The following is a 19,072-nucleotide window of genomic DNA, read 5'->3' on the forward strand; positions in this document are numbered from 1 at the left end:
CCAGGCAAGTGAATTCCATGGATCAGCAGTTCATCCGCAATTTTTCCATCATCGCCCATATCGACCACGGCAAGTCGACCCTGGCCGACCGTCTGCTCGAGGTGACCGGCACCCTCTCGGAGCGGGAGAAGACCGACCAGTTCCTCGACAAGATGGACCTGGAGCGGGAGCGCGGCATTACCATCAAGGCCCAGGCCGTCCGCCTCAACTACCAGGCGCGCGATGGGCAGACCTACGTGCTCAACCTCATCGACACTCCGGGGCATGTCGATTTCTCGTACGAAGTCAGCCGCTCGCTGGCGGCCTGCGAGGGGGCCACGCTGGTGGTCGATGCCTCCCAGGGCGTCGAAGCGCAGACCCTGGCCAACGTCTATCTGGCGATCGACGAGAACCTCGAGGTCTTCCCGGTGCTGAACAAGATCGACCTGCCCAGCGCCGAGCCGGATCGGGTTTGCGAGGAGATCGAGGAGATCATCGGTCTCGACACCAGCGACATCGTTCTGGCCAGCGCCAAGGAAGGGACCGGCATCGAGGATTTTCTCGAGGCGATCGTCAAGCGCATCCCGCCGCCGCAGGGCGATCCCGAGGCACCGCTCAAGGCGCTGATCTTCGATTCCTGGTACGATTCCTACCAGGGAGCCGTCGCCCTGGTGCGCGTTTTCGACGGCCGGATCCGCAAGGGTGACCGGATCCGGTTGATGTCGACCGGTCGCAGCCATGAGGTTCTGAAACTCGGTGTCTTCGCTCCCCATGCGATGACGGTCGACGAGCTCGGCGCTGGCGAGGTCGGCTTCGTCATCGCCGGCATCAAGAATGTCCAGGATGCGCGGGTCGGTGACACCATCACCCACGAGGCCCGGCAGGCCGACGCCCCCTTGCCCGGCTTCAAGCAGGTCAAGCCGATGGTCTTTTCCGGTCTCTACCCGATTGACAACGGCGATTACGACCTGCTGCGCGACGCCATGGAGAAACTGCGGCTCAACGACTCCTCCTTCAGCTTCGAGCCGGAAAACTCCATGGCCCTCGGTTTTGGTTTTCGCTGCGGCTTCCTCGGTCTGCTGCACATGGAGATCGTCCAGGAACGGCTCGAACGTGAATTCGGCGTCGACCTGATCACCACCGCTCCGACCGTCGTCTACCGGGTGACCACCACCAAGGGCGAGCTGATCGAGGTGGAGAGCGCCAACAAGCTGCCCGACGTTCAGTACATCGAAAAGATCGAGGAGCCCTTCATCCTCGCCTCGATTCACGTTCCCAACGAGTTCGTCGGCGCCGTGCTGGCCCTGTGCGAAGAGAAACGGGGCGTGCAGCGGGAGATCCGCTACCTGACCGCCAACCGGGTGATGATCATCTACGAGCTGCCCCTGAACGAAATAGTGCTCGATTTCTTCGACCGGCTCAAGTCGATCACCCGCGGCTATGCCTCCCTCGACTACGAACCGCTCGACTACCGGGAAAGCTCGCTGGTCCGTCTCAACATCCTGGTCAACGGCGACGTGGTCGACGCGCTCTCCCTCATCGTGCACCGGGACAAGGCCCAGTTTCGAGGCCGCGAGCTGGTCGCCCGGATGAAGGAGTTCATTCCCCGGCAGCAGTTCGAGGTCGCCCTGCAGGCCGCCATCGGCAACAAGGTCATCGCCCGCGAAACCGTCAAGGCCCTGCGCAAGGACGTCACCGCCAAGTGCTACGGCGGCGACATCACCCGCAAGCGCAAGCTGCTCGAAAAGCAGAAGGAGGGCAAAAAGCGCATGAAGCAGGTCGGCAGCGTCGAGCTGCCGCAGGAGGCCTTTCTGGCCATACTCAAGGTCAAGGAACAGAAATGAAGCTCTTCTTCCGGAAGCAACGGCAGGACATCGACATCGTCAAGAAACCCTGGTGGCGCGAGTACGGCGAGGCGCTGCTGGTGGCCGCCATTCTCGCCATCATCATCCGGACCTTCGTCATCCAGGCGTTCAAGATTCCTTCCGGGTCTATGGAAGACACTCTGCTGATCGGCGACCACCTGCTGGTCAACAAGTTCATCTACGGCATCCAGGTCCCCTTTGCCGACGAACGTTACTTCGCCATCCGCGGGCCGAAGCGCGGGGACGTCATCGTTTTCGAGTTTCCCCGTGACGCCTACAAACCCTGGCTGCAGCGGCGCGATTTCATCAAGCGGGTCATCGGCCTGCCCGGCGACGTGATCGAAATCCGCGACAAGAAGGTCTACGTCAACGGCAAGCTCTACCAGATCCCCCAGGAAGTGCACAAGGAAGAGGGCATTGTCGGTCCGCAGTACGGCCCGCGCGACAACATGAAGCCGGTCAGGGTTCCGCCCGGCCACTATTTCGTGATGGGGGACAACCGCGACCGCTCCTACGACAGCCGTTTCTGGGGCTTCGTGCCGAAAGAGAAGATTCTCGGCCTGGCCTTCATCAAGTACTGGTCATGGGACTCCGAGCGCCATCTGCCCCGCTGGAGCCGTATCGGGCAGCCCATCGAGTAAACGCCGAACTGAACGGTTGACGCCCCCTGGCGGGGCTGTTATAGTTCGCGGCGAACGTTTCCTCCTTTTAAGTCGATCCCGTGAGGTTGACAAAGGTGGCCGAATGAAAGCGAACAGACCCTCCAAGTGTGTCCGAATGCCTTTCCGCCTGGCGGAGAGGTATTTTTTTATGCCGTCGCACGCCCATCCACGGGGAGATTTCCATGCCTGAAAAGACGACCGTCATACTCAATCAGTCCGGCATCGAACGGGCCCTGACTCGCATAGCGCACGAGATTCTCGAGCGCAACAAGGGGACCGAAGACCTCGTTCTGGTCGGCATCCGGGCCGGCGGCGACCACCTGGCCGCCGAACTGGCCCGGCGCATCGCCGTCATCGAAGGCGAGAAGATCGGCCTCGGAGCGATCGACATCACCATGTACCGGGACGATATCGGCAGCCGGGGCAGCCTGCCGGTCGGCCGCACCGACATTCCGTTCGATATCGACGACAAGAAGGTGGTGCTGGTCGACGACGTCCTCTTTACCGGCCGCACCATCCGCGCCGCCATGGACGCCATCATCGATCTGGGACGGCCGCGCAACATCCAGCTTGCGGTGCTGGTCGACCGGGGGCACCGGGAGCTGCCCATCCGGCCGGATTATGTCGGGCGCAACGTGCCGACGGCCCGGGAAGAGGATATCGAAGTCGAGTTCGACGCCAATCATCAGCCGCGCGAAGTGCGCCTGATCAAACATTGAGGGCAGGGGAGGAGCAGATGTCGTTCGGCCACAAGCACATTCTCGGTATCGAACAGCTGTCGCGGGAGGATATTTTCTACATCCTCGATACCGCCGAAAGCTTCAAGGAGATCAACACCCGGGAGATCAAGAAGGTGCCGACCCTGCGCGGCAAGACGATCATCAACCTCTTTTTCGAGGCCAGCACCCGCACCCGCACATCCTTCGAAATCGCCGGCAAGCGGCTGTCCGCCGACACCATCAACATTTCGGCGTCCAGTTCGTCGGTGGTCAAGGGCGAAACCCTCGAGGATACGGCGCGCAACATCGAGGCCATGCATCCCGACATCATCGTCATGCGCCACGGCGCCTCCGGCGCGCCGCACTACCTCGCCGAGCGGCTCGACTGTTCGGTGGTCAATGCCGGCGACGGCGCCCATGAACATCCGAGCCAGGCTCTGCTCGATCTTTTCACCATGCGCGAAAAGAAGGGGCGTCTCGAAGGGCTGGAAGTGGCGATCGTCGGCGATATCACGCACAGCCGGGTCGCCCGCTCCAACCTGTACGCCCTGACCAGGGTCGGTGCCCGGGTGCGGCTTTCCGGCCCCGGCACCATGCTGCCGCCCGGCATCGACCGGCTGGGGGCGACAGTCTGCGACAGCCTCGAGGCGGCGGTCGAAGGAGCCGATGTGGTGATGATGCTGCGCATCCAGCTCGAGCGCCAGTCCAGGGGCGGTCCGCTGCTGCCCAGTCTGCGCGAGTACAGCCGTTTTTACGGACTGACCCCCGAGAAACTGAAGCTGGCCAGGCCCGATGCCCTGGTGATGCATCCGGGGCCGATGAACCGGGGCGTCGAAATCGCCTCGAGCGTTGCCGACGGACCGCAGAATGTCATTCTCGACCAGGTCGAAAATGGCGTCGCCGTGCGCATGGCGCTGCTCTACCTGGTCGCTGGCGGCGAAGCCCCGGCCAACGAATGATTCCGCTCTGCAAAAGGAGAAAGCCATGAGCCTGCTGATCAAGAACGGTCGTGTCGTCGATCCCGGAAACGATGTCGACGCCCAGCTCGATCTCTTCATCGACCGGGGCATCATCGCCGAGACCGGAGCCGGTCTCGAGCTTGAGGCGGACGAGGTTGTCGACGCCGCCGGCAAGCTGGTCGTCCCCGGCCTGATCGATATCCACGTCCACCTGCGCGACCCGGGGCTGGAATACAAGGAAGATATCGCCAGCGGCACCCTGGCCGCCGTAGCCGGCGGTTTCACCGCCGTCGCCTGCATGCCGAACACCCAGCCGGTCAACGACAACCTGGCGGTCACCCGTTACATCCAGGCTCGTGCCGGGGAAGTGGGGCACTGCCGGGTCTATCCGATCGCCGCCATCACCAGGGGGCTCAAGGGGGAGAGCCTGACCGAGATGGGCGAGCTGTCCGAAAACGGGGTCGTCGGTTTTTCCGACGACGGCCGCCCGGTCGAAAACGGCAGCGTCATGCGCCGGGCGCTGGAATATGTCCGGCCCTTCGGCGCGCCGATCATCTCGCACGCCGAGGAGCTTTCCCTGGTCGGTGACGGCGTGATGAACGAGGGGTTCGTCGCGACCGAGCTCGGGCTCAAGGGGATTCCCTGGGTGGCCGAGGACGCCATGATCGCCCGTGACGTCATGCTGGCCGAGCTGACCGGCGGCCGCCTGCACGTCGCCCACATCTCCACCCGGGGCGGAGTGGAGATTGTCCGCCAGGCCAAGAAGCGGGGTGTCAGGGTGACCTGCGAGGCGACGCCGCATCATTTCACCCTGACCGACGAGGCGGTGCGGGGATACGACACCAACGCCAAGATGAACCCGCCGCTGCGCAGCGAAGACGATCTGGCGGCGATCCGCGAAGGGCTGGCCGACGGCACCATCGACGCCATCGCCACCGATCACGCGCCGCATCACTTCGACGAGAAGAACGTCGAGTTCAACCTGGCGCTGAACGGCATTGTCGGACTGGAAACCGCCCTGCCGCTGACCCTGAAGCTGGTGGAGGAGAAGGTCATCGATTTGAAACGGGCCATCGCCCTGCTGACCTGCGGCCCGGCCGGGGCATTGGGGCTCGCCGGCGGCAGCCTCGCCAAGGGGCAACCGGCCGACGTTACCGTCATCGATCCGGACCTCGAATGGACCGTCGAGCCGGAAAAGCTGCATTCCCGCAGCAAGAACAGCCCCTTCGGCGGCTGGCGGATGAAGGGCGCCGCCGTTGCGACCATCGTCGGCGGCAACGTCGCCTTTCGGCGCGAAGGCTAGCAGGGGCAGGGGACAAGGAACGATTGCGCCAGGCGCGCGAGAGCCTGGTCGAAATCAATCAACGCATTGAGGAGTAGCACCGACATGAAAGCGATTCTGGCCCTGGCCGACGGCAGGGTCTTTCATGGGCGTTCCATCGGCGCGCCCGGAGAAGTCACGGGAGAGGTGGTCTTCAACACCAGCATGACGGGTTATCAGGAGATCCTGACCGACCCCTCCTATGCCGGTGAGATCGTCACCATGACCTACACCCAGATCGGCAACTACGGCATCAATCCGGAGGATGTCGAGTCCGACCGGCCGCACCTGCGGGGTTTCGTGGTCAGGGAGGCCTGCGGCTTTCCGTCGAACTGGCGCTCGACCATGAGCCTGGACGCCTACCTGAAGGAGAACGGCATTGTCGGCATCGAGGGGATCGACACCCGCGCCCTGGTCCGGCACATCCGCGACCGGGGCGCGCAGACGGGCATCATCTCGACCCTCGACAGCGATCCGGAGAGCCTGGTGGCCAAAGCCGCCGGCGCTCCCTCCATCGTCGGCCAGGACCTGGTCCGGACGGTGACCTGCAGCGAGCCCTACACCTGGACCGAGGGGCTGTGGGACCTGCGGACCGGCTATGCCGATGCCGGCGAGACCGCTTATCGCGTGGTCGCCTTCGATTTCGGCATCAAGCGCAACATCCTGCGCAATTTCGTCGCCCGGGGCTGCGAAGTGACCGTGGTGCCGGCCACCACGTCCGCCGAGGACGTACTGGCCATGAACCCGGACGGTGTCTTTCTCAGCAACGGTCCCGGCGACCCCGAACCGGTCACCTATGCCCAGGAAACGATCCGCCAGCTGATGGGCAAGGTCCCCCTGTTCGGCATCTGCCTCGGGCACCAGCTGATCTCCCTGGCTCTCGGCGGCCGGACCTACAAGCTCAAGTTCGGTCATCGCGGCGGCAACCAGCCGGTACGCAGGGGGGCGGGGCCGAACGTGGAGATCACCTCGCAGAACCATGGCTTTGCCGTCGACGCCGACTCACTGCGGGATGACGCGCTGATTACCCATGTCAATCTCAACGACAACACCGTCGAGGGATTGCGGCACCGGACCATGCCTCTCTTCTCGGTCCAGTACCATCCGGAAGCTTCGCCGGGGCCGCACGACGCCAACTATCTCTTCGACGAATTCATCCGAATGATAAAAGACTGGAAAAGTCTGAAAACAGCGTAGGTTACGGAACATAGTTGAAGTTATTTATCGAGTTCGGCAGGTGCCGACAAGAAGGATAAACCATGCCCAAACGGACAGATCTGAAAAAGATACTCATCATCGGCGCCGGTCCGATCGTCATCGGTCAGGCCTGTGAATTCGACTATTCCGGCACCCAGGCGTGCAAGGCGTTGAAAGAGGAGGGGTACGAGGTCGTTCTCCTCAACTCGAATCCGGCGACCATCATGACCGATCCCGGCTTCGCCGATCGCACCTACGTCGAGCCGGTCACCCCCGACTCGCTGCGCAAGATCATCGAAAAAGAGCGGCCCGACGCCCTGCTGCCCACCCTCGGCGGCCAGACGGCGCTGAACACCGCCGTCGCCGTGGCCAAGGATGGAACACTGGACAGGTACGGCGTCGAGCTGATCGGTGCCAAGCTGCCGGCCATCGAAAAGGCCGAAGACCGCACCCTGTTCAAGGAGGCGATGAAGAAAATCGGGATCGAGGTTCCCCGGTCGGGGCTGGCCCACAGTTTCCAGGAAGCGATGGAGATCATCGAGCATGTCGGCTACCCGGCCATCATCCGGCCGTCGTTCACCCTCGGCGGCACCGGCGGCGGCATCGCCTACAACCGCGAGGAGTACGAGCAGATGGCCCTTGCCGGCCTCGACGCCTCGCCGACCTCGGAGATTCTCATCGAGGAGTCGGTCATCGGCTGGAAGGAATACGAGCTGGAGGTGATGCGCGACGTTGCCGACAACGTGGTGATCATCTGTTCCATCGAAAACGTCGACGCCATGGGGGTGCATACCGGCGATTCGATCACCGTCGCCCCGGCCCAGACCCTGACCGACAAGGAGTACCAGATTCTGCGCGACGCCGCCATCGCCATCATCCGCGAGATCGGTGTCGATACCGGCGGTTCCAACATCCAGTTCGCCATCAATCCCCGGGACGGACGGCTGGTGGTCATCGAAATGAATCCGCGGGTCTCCCGCTCGTCCGCCCTGGCGTCCAAGGCGACCGGTTTCCCCATCGCCAAGATCGCCGCCAAGCTGTCGGTCGGCTATACCCTGGACGAGATTCCGAACGACATTACCCGGGAAACCCTGGCCTCCTTCGAGCCGACCATCGACTACGTGGTGACCAAGGTGCCGCGCTTCACCTTCGAAAAGTTCCCCCAGGCCGACGCGACGCTGACCACCCAGATGAAATCGGTCGGCGAGGTGATGGCCATCGGCCGTACCTTCAAGGAGAGCCTGCAGAAGGCCCTGCGCTCACTCGAGATCGGCTCGAACGGGTTCGAAAGCCGCATCTTCGCCTCGGTCGAGGAGAGCAGGCGGGAACTGACCCAGGCCGAGTACGAACTGCTGCGGGAGAAGCTGCGGGTTCCCAACTGGGAGCGCATCTGGTATCTGGCCGACGCCCTGCGGGCCAACTGGTCGATCGACGAGATCTACCGCTTGAGCGGCATCGACCCCTGGTTTCTCAACAATATCCGCCAGATCGTCGAGATGGAGCGCCGGCTGACCGAAAGCGCCGACCTGGTCGCCCGCCGGGACGAGGCCTTCGCCGACCTGTTGCGCGAGGCCAAGCAGTACGGATTTTCCGATGCCCGGCTGGCCACCCTCTGGGGTCTGACCGAGGCCGACGTGCGCCAGCTGCGGCAGCAGCTGAATGTCCGTCCCGTCTACAAGCGGGTCGATACCTGCGGCGCCGAATTCGAGGCCTACACCCCCTACCTCTATTCCACCTACGAGGAAGAATGCGAAGCCCAGCCGAGCGACCGGCGCAAGATCATGATTCTCGGCGGCGGTCCGAACCGGATAGGGCAGGGGATCGAGTTCGACTACTGCTGCGTGCACGGCGTCTTCGCCCTGGCCGAAGACGGCTACGAGACCATCATGGTCAACTGCAATCCGGAGACGGTGTCGACCGACTACGACACCTCGGATCGGCTCTACTTCGAGCCGCTCACCCTGGAAGACGTGCTCGAGATCGTCGCGGTGGAGAAACCGGCAGGGGTCATCGTCCAGTTCGGCGGCCAGACGCCACTGAAACTGGCGGTGGCCCTGGAGAAGGCCGGGGTGCCGATCATTGGCACCAGCCCGGACGCCATCGACCGGGCCGAGGACAGAGAGCGCTTCCAGGCGCTGCTGCACAAGCTCGGGCTCAGACAGCCGGACAACGGGACCGCCCGTTCGACCGACGAGGCCGAAAGAATCGCCGAAAAGATCGGCTACCCGGTGGTGGTCCGCCCCTCCTACGTGCTCGGCGGCCGGGCGATGGAGATCGTCTACGACGTCGAATCGTTGCGCAACTACATGACCCACGCGGTCAAGGCGTCGCCGGAGCATCCGATCCTGGTCGACAAGTTTCTGGAGAACGCCGCCGAAATCGATGTCGACGCCCTGGCCGACGGCACGGACGTGGTCATTGGCGGCATCATGCAGCATATCGAAGAGGCGGGGATTCACAGCGGCGACTCGGCCTGCTCCCTGCCGCCGTACTCCCTCGATCCGGCCATCGTCGAGGAGATTCGCCGCCAGACCATCGAACTGGCCCTCGAACTCGGCGTGGTCGGACTGATGAACATCCAGTTCGCGGTCAAGGACGGCGAAATCTACCTGCTCGAGGTCAATCCCCGGGCAAGCCGGACGGTGCCTTTCGTCTCCAAGGCGACCGGCCGGCCGCTGGCGAAGATCGCCGCCCGGCTGATGGCCGGCAAGACCCTGAGCGAGCTGGGCGTGTCCGGCGATATCGTTCCCGACTACATTTCGGTCAAGGAGGCCGTCTTCCCCTTTGTCAAGTTCCCCGGCGTCGACACCCTGCTGGGACCGGAGATGAAGTCGACCGGCGAGGTCATGGGGGTTGACCGCGATTTCGGCAAGGCCTTCGCCAAGGCGCAACTCGGCGCCGGCGTCAATCTGCCTGTTTCCGGCAAGATCTTCGTCAGCGTCAAGGATGACGACAAGCAGATGATTCTCGAACCCGTCCGCAGGATGGTCGAGGCCGGTTTCAGCCTGATCGCCACCCGCGGTACGGCCCAGTTCCTCGCCGAAAGGGGAGTTCCGGTCGAAGTCGTCAACAAGGTCAAGGAAGGGCGGCCGCACTGCGTCGATGCCATCAAGAGCCATGAAATCGCCATGGTCTTCAATACCACCTTCGGCGCCCAGTCGGTGGCCGATTCCTATTCGATCCGTCGCACCGCCCTCATGTACAACGTGGCCTACTTCACCACCGTGGCTGGCATCCGGGCGGCTGTCGACGGCATCCTGGCCATGCGCCAGGAAAGTCTTGACGTCAAGCCGTTGCAGGAGTATTATGCCGGTTGACACGCCCTTCGGGCGTGTTCATTTGTTTAGCGTGACGGAAACATTGGGCGGGTTATCCCGCCCAATCAATTTTTGTAGAGGTTTGCCCCATGTCCAGTCAGATTCCGATGACCCGAGCCGGTTATGAACGGCTCCAGGAGGAGCTGAAGCATCTGATCCGCGTAGAACGTCCCCGGGTCGTCGACGCCATCGCCGAGGCCCGAAGCCACGGCGACCTGTCGGAAAACGCCGAATACGAGGCCGCCAAGGATCGGCAGGCGTTTATCGAGGGACGCATCCAGGAGCTGAACGACAAGATTGCCCGGGCCCAGGTGATCGATCCGGCGCAGATCGACAGCGACAAGATCGTCTTCGGCGCCACGGTCACCCTGTTCGATACCGAAACCGAGGTCGAGGTGACCTACCAGATTGTCGGCGAGGACGAAGCCGACATCAAGGAAGGGAAGATTTCCGTCACTTCGCCGGTCGGCAAGGCCCTGATCGGCCACCGGGTCGACGACGAGGTGCAGATCCGGGTCCCTTCAGGGGTCAAGGTCTACGAAATCACCGACATTCGCTACGAATGATCGGCGTGCCGAGCGGCGCTGCAAGCGCCGGTTTTTGCTGACGAAACCGACAGAGGCGAAGCGATTGGGCTTCGCCTTTGCCGTCTGATGTATTAGAATGGCGCCATGTGCGCCGATTCCAGCCATCTGCACCAGCCCCTGTCGGTTCTGCACGGCGTCGGTCCGCGCCTTGCCGACAGATTCGCCCGCATGCAGATCCGTTCTGTCGAGGATCTGCTCTACACTCTGCCGCATCGCTACGAGGACCGGCGCCAGCTGCGCAAGATCGCCCATCTGCGTGAGGGTTGTACTGAAATCTTCTGCGGCGAGATTCTTGCCTCCGCCGAGGTGCGGACCAGCCGCTCGGGCCGGGCGATGTGGGAGGTCGTGGTCGGCGACGGCAGCGGTACCATCACCCTCAAGTGGTTCCATTACCGAAAGGCCTGGCAGAAAAAGACCTACCAGGTGGGCCGCAGGGCGCTTTTTCGGGGGGAAGTGAAACGGTTTGCCGGCCGGCGCGAGGTTCTTCATCCCGAAGCCGATTTTCTGGCCCCGGGCCAGGATGTCGATGATTTCACCCGGGCCGATCCGCTCAATTTCGGCCGCATTCTGCCGGTCTATCCCCTGACCGATGGGCTGCATCAGCGCACGGCGCGCAAGATCTGGAAGGAAGCTGTCGACCGCTTCGCAGCGCAGGTCAAAACCCATCTTCCGGCCGAGTTTCTTCGCAAGAGGTCGCTGCCCCCCCTCGACATTGCCCTGCGCCAGGTCCACTGGCCCGACAACGACGCTGACCTCAGTGCCCTGCAGCGGGGCGACGATCCCTGCCGGCGGGCCCTGGTCTACGATGAATTCTTCTACCTCGAACTGGGGCTGCTGCTGCGACAGAAGGGAATCAGCCTTGAAGCGGGGATTCCCTTCCGCATCGAACACCGCTACACCCGTCCCCTGGCGGCGATGCTCCCTTACCGGCTGACCGCCGCCCAGAAGCGGGTGCTCGGCGAGATCAAGAGGGATCTGCAGCGGCCGCATCCGATGCACCGTCTCGTTCAGGGCGATGTCGGCAGCGGCAAGACCGTCGTCGCCCTGATGGCGGCGCTGCTGGCGATCGAAAACGAAACCCAGGTCGCCGTCGTCGCGCCGACCGAGATCCTGGCCGAGCAGCACTACCGCTTCTTCAGTCACTGGCTCGAGCGACTGGGGCTGAAAACCGCACTGCTGTCGGGAACGCAGAAACCTTCGGACAAGCAGCGCTGCCTGGAAAGGATTGCGGCAGGGGAGGTGCACCTGGTGGTCGGAACCCACGCCGTGCTGCAGGAAGGCGTTCGCTTTAGCCGTCTTGGGCTCGGCATCGTCGACGAGCAGCACCGGTTCGGCGTGCAACAGCGGCAGGTTCTGAAACAGAAGGGGGAGAATCCCCACATTCTGGTAATGACCGCCACGCCGATACCGCGCAGTCTCGCCCTGACCGTGTACGGCGACCTGGCCCTGTCGGTGATCGACGAGCTGCCGCCGGGCCGCAAACCTGTCAAGACATTGATGTGCGGGGAAAAAGAACGAGAACGTGCATTGATTTTAATGAAAAAGGCGATCCAGAGGGGAGAGCAGGGCTATATCGTCTATCCGCTCGTCGAGGAATCGGAAAAGAGCGACCTGAAGGCCGCCACCGAGGCCATGGAATGGCTGACCGGCTTTTTCCCCGATGTCAGGCTGGCGCTGCTGCACGGCCGCATGAAGGGGCCGGAAAAGGACGCGGTGATGCGGGATTTCGCCGAGGGCCGAACCGGTATTCTGGTCGCCACAACCGTTATCGAGGTCGGCATCGACGTGCCCAACGCCACGGTGATGATCGTCGAACACGCGGAACGGTTCGGACTCGCCCAGCTGCATCAGCTGCGCGGCCGGGTCGGCCGGGGCGGCAAGGAATCGGTCTGTGTCCTGATCCGGTCACAAAAGTGCAGCGAGGACGGTCTGAAACGGTTGCAGGTGATGTGCGAGACCGGCGACGGCTTCCGGATAGCGGAAGCCGATCTCGAAATCCGGGGACCGGGCGACTTTCTCGGCACCCGGCAGTCGGGCGTGCCCGATTTCCGCATCGCCAATATCCTGCGTGACGGGCAGGTGCTCGAACAGGCGCGGCAGGACGCCATGGAGCTGGTTGCCCGTGACGACTTTCCCGACCATCCACGCTACCACGAGCTGATGCAGGCCCTGGCGGAGCGCTGGGGAGGACGGCTGGAGCTGGCCAGCATCGGCTGAAACGGGCGTTTATTTTTGTACTCGATAAAAGTTTACATAATATATCTTATGCGACATAAGATTTTCTGATGTCGCTTCCCCGGGGGTTCGCCCATGAACTCCCGGACACGTCCCCTTCGTAACTCCCTGAAGGTCAACCACCACGGCGACGGCTTCGTTTCCGTCACTGTCCGCCTTCCGGAATCCCTCCTCAACGCCTACGCCCACTTTCTTGAAGCTCTCTCGGATTTCTTCTTTGCCGCCGATCGGCAGGCGCATATCGACTGGCTCAAGTCCCGGCGTGAGAAAGACGCCCGTTATCAGCTCGAAGCGAAACAGGCCCGTGAGCAGTTTGCCCGGCTGGTTCTGGAATCCTTCGACCGTCACAATGCCCCTGGCCTGTCACGGTTTGAGCTGCTCAAGCGTATTGCTGCTGATTTGCGGGTGATCAAGCACCCGTGGCGGAAGTATGAGATTATCCGCAAGACCCTTGTCGAGGCTGGCCTTGGTGGCCGTCCGGGGCGTCCTCGCCGTGAGGTGCGGAAATGAGCGAACAGATCAAGATGGGTTTGTGCGGGCACAAAAAAAGGAGCCGTCAAGGCTCCCTTTTTGTTTGTGATGGTCGGGGCGAGAGGATTTGAACCTCCGACCCCCTGCACCCCATGCAGGTGCGCTACCAGGCTGCGCTACGCCCCGAAGACCAACGCCGCGGATTATGGGTTATCCGCGGCATCTTGTCAAGGCAAAAAGCAGCGGTGCTGCCGGTTACATCGCAATGAAATCACAACTTTCGCCGATCGATGACCCGCACCGCCTTTCCTTCGTGCCGCGGCATGGAGGCCGGTTCCACCAGCTTGACCCTGGCGCCGACGCCGAGGGTGCTGGCCAGCCGTTTTTCCACCGCCTCGACAAAGGCTTTCTGCTGTTTCATTTCGTCGAAGAAGATCTTTTCGTTGACCTCCACCCGCACCTCGAGGGTATCGACGTTGTTGACGCGATCGACGATCAGCTGGTAGTGCGGCTCGCACCCCTCCATCTGGAAGAGTACCTCCTCGATCTGGGTCGGAAAGACATTGACCCCTTTGATGATCAGCATGTCGTCGGAGCGCCCCATGGTTTTCTGCATGCGGACCATGGTCCGGCCGCAGTCGCAGGGCGCGTAGTCGAGACGGGTGATGTCCCTTGTCCGGTAGCGGACTACGGGAAAGGCCTCCTTGGTCAGGCTGGTGATGACCAGCTCCCCTACTGAGCCCGGCGGCAGCACCTCGCCGGTTTCAGGATCGATGATCTCGGGCAGAAAGTGGTCCTCGAAGATGTGCATCCCCCGGCGGCAGAGGCACTCGCCGGCGACTCCCGGTCCCATGACCTCGGACAGGCCGTAATTGTCGGTGGCGACAATTTCCAGCCGCCTTTCGATCTCCCGCCGCATCTCCTCGCTCCAGGGCTCGGCGCCGAACAGGCCGACCCGCAGATCGAGACTCTGCGGGTCCAGTCCGGTTCGTTCCATGCGATCGGCCATGGTCAGTGCGTAGCTCGGCGTGCAGACCAGCGCCGAACTGCGGTAGTCGTGCATGATCATCAGCTGCTTGTCGGTATTGCCGCTTGAGATCGGTATCACCGAGGCGCCGATGCGCTCCGCGCCGTAGTGCAGGCCGAAGGCGCCGGTAAACAGGCCGTAGCCGAAGGCGATATGCACGATGTCCTCGGCGGTGACGCCGGCGGCGGTCATGAATCGGGCGACCAGTTCGGTCCAGGTGTCGAGATCCCGGCGGCTGTAGCCGACCACCGTCGGCTTGCCCGTGGTTCCGGACGAGGAATGGATGCGTACTACCTCTTTCATGGGCACGGCGAACATGCCGTAGGGATAGTTGCGCCGCAGATCCTCCTTGTCGGTGAACGGCAGCCGCTGCAGATCCTCGAGGGTCTGCAGATCGTCGGGATGAAAACCGATGTCAGTGAATTTCTGCTGGTAACAGGGAACGTTGTGGTAGACCCGGTCGAGGGTCTGTTTCAGCCGGCGAAGCTGCAGCTCGCGCAGGGCTTCGCGATCCATGCACTCGTGGACGGGATCCCATATTTTCAGGTGTGGCAAGACAGCATCCTCACTTCAGGTATTTTCCAGAAAAAGGCACTCAACCCATTGTCAGGCCGAGAAAATCTTGTCGCTCTTGACCAGCTTGACATCCATTTCCGGCAGCATCTCCAGGGCCCGCTGGATGTCGTCAAAACGGAAGATGATGATAGCCTCTCCGCCGTTGGGCTCGACGAAGGCGTACATGTATTCGACGTTGATGCCGGCCTGGTCGAGTTTTTCGAGAATGCCGTTGAGTCCTTTCGGCCGGTCGGGCACCTCGACGGCGATCACCTCGGTCTTGCTGACGGTGAAGCCGTCCTCCTTGAGCACCTGCAGGGCCTTGTCCGGCGAATCGACGATCAGCCGCAGGATGCCGAAATCCGAAGTGTCGGCAAGGGAGAGAGCCCGAATGTTGATGCCGGCGTTGCCGATCACCCGGGTCACCTCGGCCAGGCGGCCGGTCTTGTTCTCGATGAAGACTGAAATCTGCTGAACCGTCATCCTGCCCTCCTATCCTTTCCGTTTGTCAATGACGCGAACGGCCTTGCCTTCGCTGCGGGCAAGGCTCTTGGGCTCCACCAGTCGCACCTTGCAGGTGATGCCGAGCAGGTCCTTGATATCCCGGCGGATTTTGCGGGAAAGTTCCTGCAGCACCTTGATTTCGTCGGAAAAGACCCGCTCGTTGACCTCCACCTGCACTTCCAGGGTGTCGAGGTTGTCTTCCCGGTCGACGATCAGCTGGTAATGCGGCTCGACGCCTTCGATGTTGAACAGCACGCTCTCGATCTGCGAAGGAAAGACGTTGACGCCGCGGATGATAAGCATGTCGTCGCTGCGGCCGCTGATCCGCTCGAGGCGGACATGGGTCCGGCCGCAGATGCAGGGTTCGGGGATGATTCGGGTGATGTCCCGCGTCCGGTAGCGGATGAGGGGAATCCCCTCCTTGGTGATGGTGGTGATCACCAGTTCGCCCTTCTCGCCCGGCGGCAGAGGTTCGCCCGTTTCCGGGTCGATGATTTCCGGGATGAAATGGTCCTCCCAGATATGCAGGCCGTTTTGCGCCTCGATGCACTCGATGCCGACACCGGGACCGAGAATCTCGGACAGGCCGTAGATGTCGATCGCCTTGATGCCGAGTTTCTCCTCGATCTCCTGCCGCATCGCCTCGCTCCAGGGCTCGGCGCCGTGGATGCCGACGCGCAGCTTGAAATCGCGGATGTCGAGGTTTTCCTCGCGTGCGGCCTCCGCCAGGTAGAGGCAGTAGGATGGCGTGCAGGTCAACACGGTCGAACCGAAATCCTGCATGATCATGATCTGCTTCTTGGTGTTGCCGCCCGACATCGGAATGACCGAGGCGCCGATGCGTTCGGCGCCGTAGTGGGCGCCGAGACCGCCGGTGAACAGTCCGTAACCGTAGGCATTGTGGATGACGTCTCCCCTGCTGGCGCCGGCGGCGACAAAGGAGCGGGCCATCAGTTCGGCCCAGGTGTCGATGTCCCGCCGGGTGTAGCCGACGACGGTCGGTTTGCCGGTGGTTCCGGACGAGGCGTGAATCCTGACGATCTGCTCCAGCGGCACGGCGAACAGTCCGTAGGGATAGTTGTCGCGCATGTCCTGCTTCAGGGTGAACGGCAACCGCCGCAGATCGTCCAGCGACCGGATCATCTCCGCCGACACCCCGGCCCGGGCAAAGCTCTGCCGATAGAAAGGGACCGTCGCCTGCACCCGGGCCACGGTCTGCTGCAGGCGTTTCAGCTGCAGCGACTCGATCGCTTCCCGTGGCAGGGTTTCGAATTCGTCATTCCAGATCATGATTCCCGCTCCTTGCCAACGATGAACATGAAGGGATTCAGCATGCGCGACCGAGCTCGAAGGCCCGCAGGTTCAGTTCCCGGAATTTCTCTGGAACCATGTGGGTGATCGCCTGCCGCCAGATCGCCTCGTCCAGTTCCAGACGCCGGGAGAGAGCGCCGAGCAGAACCGTGTTGGCGGCTCGCTCGCTGCCGGCCTTGGTGGCCAGGGAGGCGGCGTCGACGATGGTGGTGTCGGCAAAGGCTTCGCTGATTCTCTCTGCTATTGCGTCCGGATATTCCTGCAGACCGAGATTGACGCCGGGCGGCAGAATCCGCAGGTCGTTGACTATCACGCGGCCGTCCGGGCGCAGAAAGTGCAGATGGCGATAGGTCTCGAGCAGCTCGAAACCGAACAGGATGTCCCCCTCCCCCTCGGGAATGATGGGGGAATAGACCCTGGAACCGAACCGGACATGGGAAACGACGCTGCCGCCGCGCTGCGCCATGCCGTGCACCTCGGCCTTCTTCACGTCATGGCCGGCGAGCATCAGGGCTTCGGACAGGATTTCGCTGGCCAGCAGAATCCCCTGCCCGCCGACGCCGACCAGGTAGATATTGGTAATGGTCTCAACCATGGCTTACTCCAAACGCCTCGAATTTGCACATCTGTTCGCAGACCGCACAGCCGACGCAGATCAGGCTGTCGATGCGCGCCTGCCCCTTTTCGCCGGCGGTCGCGTCCCACTGGATTGCCGGGCAGCCGAGTTTGAGACAGGCCCGGCAGCCGACGCATTTGTCGGGATCGACGTGCAGCGGCGGCCGCAACGCCACCTTCTGCCGCTTCATCAGCATGCAGGGACGCCGGGTGATGATGACCGACACCTGCTCTCTCGCCATCTCCTCCTGCAGGGTCTTCCGTGTCAGTTCAAGATCATAGGGATCGATGACGCGGACATGCTCGATGCCGAGGGAACGGCAGAGCTGTTCCAGGTCGACGGCGGGCACGTCCTCGCCCTTCAGGGTGAAGCCGGAGCCCGGATTGTCCTGCCTGCCGGTCATGGCGGTGATCCGGTTGTCGAGAATGACCACGGTGCCGGCGCCGCCGTTGTAGACCATCTCCATCAGGCCGTTGACGCCGGTGTGCAGGAAGGTCGAATCGCCGATGACGGCTACTACCTTCTTTCTTTCCTCGTCGGCAAGAACGCGCGACAGTCCGGCAGCGTTGCCGATGCTGGCCCCCATGCAGATGCAGGTATCCATCGCCGACAGGGGCGGCATGAAACCGAGAGTGTAGCAACCGATGTCGCCGGTGACATAGGCCTGCAGCCGGTTCAGGGCGAGAAAGACCCCGCGGTGAGGGCAGCCCGGGCACATGTTGGGCGGCCGGGGCGGAAGATTTTCCGCCTGTTTGGCAACCGGCGGCGCTTCGCCGTCGAGCAGGGCCTGCCGGATGCGGCCGGGGGTCAGTTCGCCGCACAGGGGCAGCCGGTCCTTGCCGCACACGTCGATGCCCATCGCCCGGACCTGCTCCTCGATGAAGGGGTCGAGCTCCTCGATGACGACAACCCGCTCGAACCTGGAGGCGAACTCGGCGATCAGCTTTTTCGGCAGCGGATGGACCATGCCGAGCTTCAGGATGCTGGCGTCGGGAAAGACCTCGCGGGCATAGTTGTAGGCCACGCCTGAGGTGATGATGGCGATATCGCCCTTCCCTTCCTCGATGCGGTTGAAATCCTGTGAGGCCGCCCATTCGGACAGCTGCCGCATCCGCTCTTCGACGAACAGGTGCCGCTTGCGGGCATTGCCCGGCAGCATGACGAACTTGGGCGGATTCTTCTCGATCGAGGTGGCCGGCAGCTCCGGCAGCGGCTCGCCGACGGTGACGACCGACTTGCTGTGCGAGATCCGGGTGGTGGTGCGCAGCATAACCGGCGTGTCGAACCGCTCGCTGACCTCGAACGCCAGTCGGGTCATCTCGAGGGCTTCCTGGCTGTCGGCCGGCTCGAACATGGGCAGCTTGGCCGCCCGGGCGTAGTGCCGGTTGTCCTGCTCGTTCTGCGACGAGTGCAGCTCCGGATCGTCGGCGGTGACCAGCACCAGCCCGCCCCGCACCCCGGTGTAAGAGAGGGTGAACAGCGGGTCGGCGGCGACGTTGACGCCGACATGCTTCATGGTCACCAGCGCCCTGGCGCCGCCGAAGGAGGCGCCGATGGCGACTTCGAGCGCCACCTTTTCGTTCGGCGCCCAGGAAGCGTCGATCCGGGGATAGCGGACGATGTTTTCGAGGATTTCGGTGCTGGGGGTTCCCGGGTAGGCCGAGGCGACGCGCACGCCCGCCTCATAGGCACCTCGAGCAATGGCTTCGTTGCCCGAAAGCAGCTCTTTTTTCATCAAACTTCACCT

General features: G+C 62.8%; 15 protein-coding genes and 1 tRNA gene. 10 read left to right on the forward strand and 6 right to left on the reverse strand.

Going from position 1 to position 19,072, the window contains the following annotated elements:
- Window positions 1–17: 17 nt before the first annotated feature.
- The 10 genes from lepA (at window position 18) to EDC39_RS02460 (ending at window position 13,351) form a co-directional block, all read left to right on the forward strand.
- On the forward strand, window positions 18–1,823 hold the full coding sequence (gene lepA, locus EDC39_RS02415; RefSeq protein WP_148894505.1) for a translation elongation factor 4: 1,806 nt from the start codon (window positions 18–20) through the stop codon (window positions 1,821–1,823).
- The gene (lepB, locus tag EDC39_RS02420) at window positions 1,820–2,485 is read left to right on the forward strand and encodes a signal peptidase I (RefSeq protein WP_148894506.1); all 666 of its coding nucleotides are present in this window, start codon (window positions 1,820–1,822) and stop codon (window positions 2,483–2,485) included. The genes lepA and lepB overlap by 4 nt, the downstream gene beginning before the upstream one ends.
- A gap of 203 nt (window positions 2,486–2,688) precedes the next feature.
- On the forward strand, window positions 2,689–3,225 hold the full coding sequence (gene pyrR, locus EDC39_RS02425; RefSeq protein WP_148894507.1) for a bifunctional pyr operon transcriptional regulator/uracil phosphoribosyltransferase PyrR: 537 nt from the start codon (window positions 2,689–2,691) through the stop codon (window positions 3,223–3,225).
- Between the two features lie 17 nt (window positions 3,226–3,242).
- Window positions 3,243–4,184: an aspartate carbamoyltransferase catalytic subunit gene (locus EDC39_RS02430; RefSeq protein WP_148894508.1), complete on the forward strand. Its 942-nt coding sequence runs from the start codon at window positions 3,243–3,245 to the stop codon at window positions 4,182–4,184.
- Between the two features lie 25 nt (window positions 4,185–4,209).
- Window positions 4,210–5,487, forward strand: coding sequence for a dihydroorotase (locus EDC39_RS02435; protein ID WP_148894509.1), 1,278 nt, complete (start codon window positions 4,210–4,212; stop codon window positions 5,485–5,487).
- 84 nt (window positions 5,488–5,571) lie between these two features.
- Window positions 5,572–6,702 (forward strand): glutamine-hydrolyzing carbamoyl-phosphate synthase small subunit, encoded by a 1,131-nt coding sequence (gene carA / locus EDC39_RS02440; RefSeq protein WP_148894510.1) that lies wholly within the window; start codon window positions 5,572–5,574, stop codon window positions 6,700–6,702.
- Between the two features lie 62 nt (window positions 6,703–6,764).
- On the forward strand, window positions 6,765–10,019 hold the full coding sequence (carB, locus tag EDC39_RS02445; RefSeq protein WP_148894511.1) for a carbamoyl-phosphate synthase large subunit: 3,255 nt from the start codon (window positions 6,765–6,767) through the stop codon (window positions 10,017–10,019).
- Window positions 10,020–10,108: 89 nt separating this feature from the next.
- Window positions 10,109–10,585, forward strand: coding sequence for a transcription elongation factor GreA (gene greA, locus EDC39_RS02450; RefSeq protein ID WP_148894512.1), 477 nt, complete (start codon window positions 10,109–10,111; stop codon window positions 10,583–10,585).
- Window positions 10,586–10,690: 105 nt separating this feature from the next.
- Window positions 10,691–12,823, forward strand: coding sequence for an ATP-dependent DNA helicase RecG (gene recG / locus EDC39_RS02455; RefSeq protein ID WP_148894513.1), 2,133 nt, complete (start codon window positions 10,691–10,693; stop codon window positions 12,821–12,823).
- A gap of 93 nt (window positions 12,824–12,916) precedes the next feature.
- Window positions 12,917–13,351: a hypothetical protein gene (locus EDC39_RS02460; RefSeq protein WP_148894514.1), complete on the forward strand. Its 435-nt coding sequence runs from the start codon at window positions 12,917–12,919 to the stop codon at window positions 13,349–13,351.
- A gap of 70 nt (window positions 13,352–13,421) precedes the next feature.
- Here the strand turns inward: EDC39_RS02460 and EDC39_RS02465 are convergent.
- The 6 genes from EDC39_RS02465 to iorA all read right to left on the reverse strand — a co-directional run bounded on the left by EDC39_RS02465 (window position 13,422) and on the right by iorA (window position 19,060).
- Window positions 13,422–13,498 (reverse strand) — tRNA-Pro (locus EDC39_RS02465).
- A gap of 85 nt (window positions 13,499–13,583) precedes the next feature.
- Window positions 13,584–14,885 (reverse strand): phenylacetate--CoA ligase family protein, encoded by a 1,302-nt coding sequence (locus tag EDC39_RS02470; protein ID WP_148894624.1) that lies wholly within the window; start codon window positions 14,883–14,885, stop codon window positions 13,584–13,586.
- A 60-nt stretch (window positions 14,886–14,945) separates the two neighbouring features.
- On the reverse strand, window positions 14,946–15,377 hold the full coding sequence (locus tag EDC39_RS02475; protein ID WP_148894515.1) for an ACT domain-containing protein: 432 nt from the start codon (window positions 15,375–15,377) through the stop codon (window positions 14,946–14,948).
- A gap of 9 nt (window positions 15,378–15,386) precedes the next feature.
- Window positions 15,387–16,688, reverse strand: coding sequence for a phenylacetate--CoA ligase family protein (locus EDC39_RS02480; RefSeq protein ID WP_187426604.1), 1,302 nt, complete (start codon window positions 16,686–16,688; stop codon window positions 15,387–15,389).
- Window positions 16,689–16,725: 37 nt separating this feature from the next.
- Window positions 16,726–17,304, reverse strand: a complete 579-nt coding sequence (locus EDC39_RS02485; RefSeq protein WP_148894517.1) for an indolepyruvate oxidoreductase subunit beta — start codon at window positions 17,302–17,304, stop codon at window positions 16,726–16,728.
- On the reverse strand, window positions 17,297–19,060 hold the full coding sequence (gene iorA, locus EDC39_RS02490) for an indolepyruvate ferredoxin oxidoreductase subunit alpha (RefSeq protein ID WP_148894518.1): 1,764 nt from the start codon (window positions 19,058–19,060) through the stop codon (window positions 17,297–17,299). Before iorA ends, EDC39_RS02485 begins: the two co-directional genes overlap by 8 nt.
- Window positions 19,061–19,072 lie beyond the last annotated feature (12 nt).

The sequence above is a fragment of the Geothermobacter ehrlichii genome, assembly GCF_008124615.1.
GTDB lineage: Bacteria > Desulfobacterota > Desulfuromonadia > Desulfuromonadales > Geothermobacteraceae > Geothermobacter > Geothermobacter ehrlichii.

What these genes read in the sequence shown, in the direction of transcription:
- carA (WP_148894510.1), top strand. Translation starts at nt 5,572, where the DNA reads ATGAAAGCGATTCTGGCCCTGGCCGACGGCAGGGTCTTTCATGGGCGT.
- EDC39_RS02485 (WP_148894517.1), bottom strand. Translation starts at nt 17,304, where the DNA reads ATGGTTGAGACCATTACCAATATCTACCTGGTCGGCGTCGGCGGGCAG.
- EDC39_RS02460 (WP_148894514.1), top strand. Translation starts at nt 12,917, where the DNA reads ATGAACTCCCGGACACGTCCCCTTCGTAACTCCCTGAAGGTCAACCAC.
- lepB (WP_148894506.1), top strand. Translation starts at nt 1,820, where the DNA reads ATGAAGCTCTTCTTCCGGAAGCAACGGCAGGACATCGACATCGTCAAG.
- EDC39_RS02475 (WP_148894515.1), bottom strand. Translation starts at nt 15,377, where the DNA reads ATGACGGTTCAGCAGATTTCAGTCTTCATCGAGAACAAGACCGGCCGC.
- EDC39_RS02480 (WP_187426604.1), bottom strand. Translation starts at nt 16,688, where the DNA reads ATGATCTGGAATGACGAATTCGAAACCCTGCCACGGGAAGCGATCGAG.
- EDC39_RS02435 (WP_148894509.1), top strand. Translation starts at nt 4,210, where the DNA reads ATGAGCCTGCTGATCAAGAACGGTCGTGTCGTCGATCCCGGAAACGAT.
- recG (WP_148894513.1), top strand. Translation starts at nt 10,691, where the DNA reads ATGTGCGCCGATTCCAGCCATCTGCACCAGCCCCTGTCGGTTCTGCAC.
- lepA (WP_148894505.1), top strand. Translation starts at nt 18, where the DNA reads ATGGATCAGCAGTTCATCCGCAATTTTTCCATCATCGCCCATATCGAC.
- pyrR (WP_148894507.1), top strand. Translation starts at nt 2,689, where the DNA reads ATGCCTGAAAAGACGACCGTCATACTCAATCAGTCCGGCATCGAACGG.
- carB (WP_148894511.1), top strand. Translation starts at nt 6,765, where the DNA reads ATGCCCAAACGGACAGATCTGAAAAAGATACTCATCATCGGCGCCGGT.
- EDC39_RS02430 (WP_148894508.1), top strand. Translation starts at nt 3,243, where the DNA reads ATGTCGTTCGGCCACAAGCACATTCTCGGTATCGAACAGCTGTCGCGG.
- greA (WP_148894512.1), top strand. Translation starts at nt 10,109, where the DNA reads ATGTCCAGTCAGATTCCGATGACCCGAGCCGGTTATGAACGGCTCCAG.
- iorA (WP_148894518.1), bottom strand. Translation starts at nt 19,060, where the DNA reads ATGAAAAAAGAGCTGCTTTCGGGCAACGAAGCCATTGCTCGAGGTGCC.